3 protein-coding genes and 2 pseudogenes are annotated in these 6211 nt (G+C 64.5%); 3 read left to right on the forward strand and 2 right to left on the reverse strand.

Annotated elements, in window-relative coordinates; all coding sequences use genetic code 11:
• Positions 1-187 (forward strand): annotated as a pseudogene (locus tag MJ797_RS25420) (IS630 family transposase); the annotation flags it as partial.
• Positions 188-257: 70 nt separating this feature from the next.
• Positions 258-1193: a methylenetetrahydrofolate reductase gene (locus MJ797_RS25425; protein WP_239342067.1), complete on the forward strand. Its 936-nt coding sequence runs from the start codon at positions 258-260 to the stop codon at positions 1191-1193.
• Between the two features lie 112 nt (positions 1194-1305).
• Here the strand turns inward: MJ797_RS25425 and MJ797_RS25430 are convergent, their stop codons facing one another.
• Entirely contained in the window at positions 1306-4101 is a 2796-nt protein-coding gene (locus MJ797_RS25430) for an AAA family ATPase (RefSeq protein ID WP_239342069.1), read from the reverse strand.
• Positions 4102-5487: 1386 nt separating this feature from the next.
• Here MJ797_RS25430 and MJ797_RS25435 point away from each other — a divergent pair.
• Positions 5488-5799 (forward strand): hypothetical protein, encoded by a 312-nt coding sequence (locus tag MJ797_RS25435; RefSeq protein WP_239342071.1) that lies wholly within the window; start codon positions 5488-5490, stop codon positions 5797-5799.
• A 302-nt stretch (positions 5800-6101) separates the two neighbouring features.
• On the opposite strand, the pseudogene MJ797_RS27685 reads toward MJ797_RS25435, so the two are convergent.
• Positions 6102-6211, reverse strand: a pseudogene (locus tag MJ797_RS27685) (transposase); the annotation flags it as partial.

The raw sequence follows: 6211 nt of genomic DNA on the forward strand, positions 1-6211 counted from the left end.
CCCGAACGACTTCGCCAGCACCGAGGCACTCGCCGACACCCTGCAGGCGTTCATCGACCGCCACAACACCGACGCCACACCGTTCAGGTGGAAGTACACCGCCACCGATCTTGAACGGGACCTCGCCCGCTTCCCTGAAGAGACACGCCAGGCCGCCGTCACCCAGTCCCTGTCGCAAGCGGCCTGACGACGCCCGAGAAACGTCCAGCCTCAACCACTAGGCGCTGACCACGCCCGGCGACTGACATAATTGATGGATGGCTTCTCACGAAACCACCAGTGCCGCCGAACTTTTGGCTAGGACCCGTGGCGGCGTGCTGCTCTACGGCCTGACGCCGCCGCGGGCGACCACCACCTCAGAACAGGCGGACGCTGTCGCCGAGGCGGCCTTGACCCGGCTCCGGTCAGTGCAGGTCGACGGGCTCCTTCTCTACGATGTGGATGCCGAAGCGGACCGGTCCTCGGCCCTGCGGCCGTTCCCGTTCATGCCGATGATGGATCCGGCCGTCTTCCTCGACCGGCATCTGGCCGACTGGGCCGGGCCCGTCGTCGTCTACCGCGCTGTGAGCAAGTACACCGGGGACGAGCTGGGCCAGTGGCTGTCGGAGGCCTGCCGCGACCGGGTGCTGACCGTGCTGGTCGGGGCAGCATCCCGGCACCAGGTGGTGCGGACGAGCCTTTCCGAGGCCTACCACCGGCGCGCTGGGCTGTTGCGCCCGCCACGCATGGGCGGCGTTGCGATCGCCGAGCGGCACGCGCATGCGGGGGCAGAGCACCACCGCATGCTGCGCAAGCAGGATGCGGGCTGCGAGTTCTTCGTCTCCCAGATCTGTTACGACCTAGACCACACTCGGAACCTCCTGTCCGACTACGCCTACGGCTGCCGGGACCAAGGTCTGGACCCGGCGCCGGTCGTGCTGTCCCTCGCGCCGTGCGGCTCGGTGAAGACCCTGGAGTTCATGTCCTGGCTCGGCATCGAGGTCCCCGGCTGGCTGCGGACCGAGATCACCCGGTCCGGCGACCCGCTGACAGCGTCATACGAGCAGTGCGTCGTCATCGCCCGAGTTCTCATCGGGTTCTGCCGCCGGCTCGGCCTGCCGTTCGGGATCAACGTCGAAAGCCTCACCAACCGCAAGGTCGAGATCGACGCCTCGATCGACCTCGCCCGCGAGATCCGCAGCCAGCTGGACTGAAACAACGAGCGGAACCACCGCCGCTGCAAGCTCGAGACAGCCCTTGCGAAAGATCGGTCACGACACGCTCTTGGCCACCGCCGAATCACCGACGTCATCGGTGGATCCAGGTTCACGACCCATGGGCCGGGACTGGCAGGTCGCTGCGGCAGCTGATGTTCAGCTTGCTGTACACCCTGGTGAGGTGCTGCTCGACCGTGCTGGTCGTGATGAAGAGTTGGCGGGCGATCTCCCGGTTGCTGTAGCCATCAGCGGCGAGGGCCGCTACCCGTTGCTCTCTCTTGCTCAGGGTTCGGTATCGTTCGTGGGCCCCGGCGTCGTGTTTCTTGTCCTCACCAGCACGAGAGCCGGTGTCCTCGGCCGGGAAGGATGTATCGGTGATGACGGTCGCGCCGCATTGCTTGGCAATCCGATGTGCTCGGGATCTGATGTCCCTCGCCCGGCCTGTCTCGCCCGACGCGTGATATTCCCGGCCCAGGTCTGCCAGTGCCCGGGCGAGTTCGAGCCGGTCGCCGGAATGCTGGAGTTCCTGCACCGATTGCCTGAGGTGCGCCCGCCGCTTGGCCGGATCACCGGACGCGGCCAGTACACGCAACGAGATACCGCGTTCCCTCGTGTGCGCAAGGGTGAGCATCTTCAGCTGCTCCAACGCCAACTGATGTGCTTGCTCTCTGCGTCGAAGCCCGAGGTGGACGAGTGCGGCATCGGTCCGCCAGGGCACCAGTGCAGGGAGGTCGAGGTTCCACCGGGTGACCAGGTCGGAGACGAGCTGGAACTCATTCAAGGCGCTAGGGAAATTCTTTCGCGCAAGGTAAAAGCGGCCGCGAGCTTGCAGATAGTGAATTCCGATGGGCGTTTTGAGCAGGACATCGGGGACGGGGGTGCGCAGATGGGTGAGCGCCTTCTTGTGTCTGCCCATCATGGTCGCCGTATTGACCAGAACGCTGAGCGGGATGAGGATGCCGATGCCCCATCCCTCGGCCGGGATGAGCTGCAAAGCCCGGCCGGCGTGAGTCTCCGCCGAGACCAGATCGCCCTGCCGCAGCGCGATCATGGAGCGAAGGGCGGCGAACACCGCCTGCCAGACGGGTGCCTCCTGCGCTGCGGCATCCCGCTGGAAGGTTTGGCACCACGTGTCCGCGGTGCCAAGCCGCTCACCATAGACGAGAGCGCCGAGCGCAGAGGCGACAGCGCCGAAAGCGGGCTCACTCAAAGTGCTTTGCTCAATGAGCTGCTCGGCGGCGACCGTCGGCTCTCCGGGACCGTCCGTGAGGGTCCTCACGAGCAGCGCGACGGCTTGGCGCATGGGGTTGTTCGACGCCGGCGCAGACTGGCCTCGGGCCAATGCGGTAGCTCTCCGCTCCGGCTCTTCGCCGGACGGGAACATGTAGGAGAGTCCCAGCCGAATGGCGTCGAGCCGGTCGGCTGTGTGCTGATCGATTTCCTTCTTCGGATCGCTGATGCGCTTGAGCGTCTCGCGCGCGTCGTCCTCGCGGCCGAACCACATCAAGCGGCTCACCCAGGCAGGCAGGTCCTGTCCGGAGGGGTCGCCACCGGAAAGGATGGTGCTGATCACCTCTGCTCCGTGACGCATCGTGAGGGCGGGATTCAGTCGCCATTCCGCCCGCGCCAGTAGTGCCTTGGTGTGGTCGCTGTGAGGGGCCTGGGCCGGGAGGCGGCGCGCAAGCCGCAGGTAACTCAGCGCCCGTCTCACCTCCCCGCTCGACAGAGCGTGCTCTGCGGCCTCGTTCAGAGCCGATACCGCCCAGGTCGCCTGGGGCTTCCCCGCAGCGACAAGGTGATCGGCGACGACGCGGAGCGACGCGCCCTCGATCCGGAGGAGGTCCGCCGCCCGCGCATGCATGGCAGCCTGTGCACAGGGAGTCAGCCCATCCAGTACGGCATTGTGCAGCGCCGGATGCCGGAAGCGGCCGCTCGCGAAGCACCCGGTGTTGTCGAGCGCGTTCAGCGCCCGTACCGTCGAGTCGCTATCAAGACCCGCGAGGATCCCAGCCGCCGAAGGCGTTCCCGAATCTCCCAGAATCGCCAACCACTGCGCCAGTTCAAGCATGGCAGAGTCGCGTCGATGTAGTATGGACCGGAATGCACGGATAGTTTCCGGTCCAATTGCCCGCCGGCCGGGTTCTGTGCCCTGACCGGACCGGAAGTAGTCGTCGACAAGACCGCGCACCATCGTCGGATTACCGCCGCTGATGGCATGAAACTCAGCGGCAACCTGCTTTGCCACGGTGCCGCAGATCTGCTCGACGAGCGTGCTCTCCACGCCGTTCTCGGTCAGCAGGTCCAGATGGATGTGCCGGCAGTGAGGCGCCGGGGGCAGTCCGCCGAGGAACGCCGGACTGAACGATTGCGGTCCGTCGGTGGCGCTGACCATCACCATGAACCGGGCCTGCCGGAGCCGGTCGATGATCGACGAGAGGCACTGCAGTGACTCCTGGTCGGCGTTGTGTGCATCGTCCACGACCATGAGCAGCGGACGATTCGTCTCTTCCGTGACGTCCAAGAGAAGTCTGCTCAAAATGTGAGAGAGGTAAGCCAGATATTTCTCGGTGTTCATCTCATTTTGGCCAGGAGTGCCGGACTTGGCGGCCAGGGCTTCGAAATTCAACAGCCGATCCGCTTGTTCCCGCGCCTTTGTTGGCAGCTGTGGGCTCATGAAAAGCTGCCATATGGTGCCGAAGGGAAGAGCGTGATCCACGGCGGAGGCGATTGCTACGCAATGAATGGCATCTGCGACTAAGGCGTCTTCGGTGAATGTCCGGATAATCTCTGTCTTGCCGGTTCCCGCCGCGCCGGATATCAGTGCTATCCGTTCCTGGCCTCGGCGACATTCATCGTAGAGAGCCGCAAGGTCGGACAGTGGCTTGTCTCGCTCAAACAAGCTCATGACATACCCCAATCTCCTAAAAATACGAGACACGGTCAGGTCCTGGTGTTGCTGGCTGCAGTGCCGGTCACGGAGTTGCCAGGGGATCACGGATCGGCTGCTTTGGGACACTTGCCGCTGCAGAGCGGTCGCCGAGGACGCTCGCGGCGGTGCCATCGAGACGGCGCACGTGGGCGATGACGACGCCAGGACTGTGGCCTAAGAACGTGACCTGAAGCGGGGATTGCCGCAAGAAGGTGTCGCAGCTCCGGGTCGGCGGCCGGTTCGGCCACGCCCGTCAGCGCCTGCTTCGCCCGGTGGTCCTGTGGACCGGGGCGCTGGACGCGGCCGGCGTGCGTACGGCACATGAGCCGGGCCGTGGCTGTGCGTGAGCGGACGCTGCGGAGAGTATGGTGAGCGAGTGGCGGTACCGGTGTTCGTGACGACAGGGGTCTGCCCGACCGGCGCCCACGTGGTTCCGGCGAGCATTTGCGGGGAATCGCTCGGTGCGCAGCAGCCGGCTGACGCCGATCGCACTCGATCTCACGTCGAGCTCGCGGACGATCACGTCCCGCGCGATTTCCCCTGTCCTCAAGGCGGCCTCGGACGACAACTGCCGCGGAGCCACGTCGAGGATGAACCCGCGCCACCGGCAGACCCGGGTCGGTGACGGCCACAGCGGGCGACCCGGCACCGCCTTTGCCTTCGACGCGTCTTGCAGCACCGCGAGAGTTCTGTGATCCAGATTCTTGCCATCGTTGTCGCGAGACCAAGAATTCTCCCCACCATCACCGGAAACATGGGAAACCGCCCTGGCGATTACTGACTTGCTCACGAACTCCTTGTAAAATCGTGTAACCGATCGTTCTTGTGCGGCGCCGGATGTCTTCCATCGCCCAACCATTTCGAGCCGAATCGCGCCAACCTTCTTGCTCGCGCGGATGCCTGCCGGGGTCGCAACATGGTTGCCCGTCATGGCTACGATCAAATCGATTTCCCGGCAATCATCGGTCGCCGCCCGCCACGGTAACGACTGAAGCCTCTGTGCCACCCGCGGCGCCGAGTGGGGCAGGCGTGGTCCATCGCGCGCGGCCGACACCCCGGCTCGTCTGGTAGCACGTAATTGACCCCCAGTCATGCAAGTTCCTCCTCCCATGGTAAAATGTCAAAAGCGATACATATGCCGTTGATGGCCAACGTGACCCAGGTCACGATCCTTTTTGTCTACCTCCCCGGCCACTCGGGGTATCTCCAGCGGTTGAAGTCAGCGTTGCCGCTGGTCAAGGACGCGATCCGGTGGGTCGCGGCCGACAGTGACTTCTGGTTCGACGACCACTGGATCACGGATGCGACCCCGATGCCGTATGGGATGTCCCGGCCGGCGGTGAAGCGTTCTGAGCTGGCCGGGTGGGCCGGCTACGGCTACTGTGCGTCGCACTCGGGGTTCTACTGGGTCTCACGCTGTACCCGGTGTGCACCCCGACCGGTATGCCGATCCTGTGGGCGCTGGCGAACCCGAAGATCGGGGAGCGGGAGGTGCTGGCCGCGATGCTCGCCGCGGACCGTCCCGTGCTCGCCGGCCGGGACCGGCTCGTGCTGATCGCGGACGAGGGATTCGCGGGCAAGGCATTCGAGACCGGGCTCGCCGAGCAGACGATCACCCTGTTACGTCCGTCCCGCAAGGACGAGACGACCCGCGCGGGTGAGAGCCGCTCCTGAAGAAGATCCGTCAACTGATCGAATCGGTCGACGAGACCCTCAAAGGACAGCTGCTCCCTGATCGCCTATGACCACTGACCAGAGATAGAGTGTCCATAAAAGCGCGAACACCCCAGGGACGGCCCGATAGCGTGAAGACTACTAACACGAAACTAGAATACTGGAGCCTATATAGGCAAGATCGGGAGACTTGAAGAAACTGCGAACGAGTTCGGGACCTGCAACGAGTCGAGCGAAAGCATCCTTGATCCCGGCTCGTATCTCGTTGCGAGTGCGTGCTGCCATTCGGCCGATTCGATCATGCTTGACGCTCTTCCAGACCCATTCGTCCGGATTTAGTTCCGGCGAGTACGGCGGCAGGAGGAAGAGCTTAAGACGCCCGTCTGTCGACTTGACGAACGCCTGAGTTTGG

The organism is Protofrankia sp. CiP3 (assembly GCF_917627345.1).
Classification (GTDB): domain Bacteria; phylum Actinomycetota; class Actinomycetes; order Frankiales; family Frankiaceae; genus Protofrankia.

Excerpts from the sequence above, each read along its gene's own strand:
- MJ797_RS25425 (WP_239342067.1), top strand. The coding sequence starts at position 258 with ATGGCTTCTCACGAAACCACCAGTGCCGCCGAACTTTTGGCTAGGACC.
- MJ797_RS25430 (WP_239342069.1), bottom strand. The coding sequence starts at position 4,101 with ATGAGCTTGTTTGAGCGAGACAAGCCACTGTCCGACCTTGCGGCTCTC.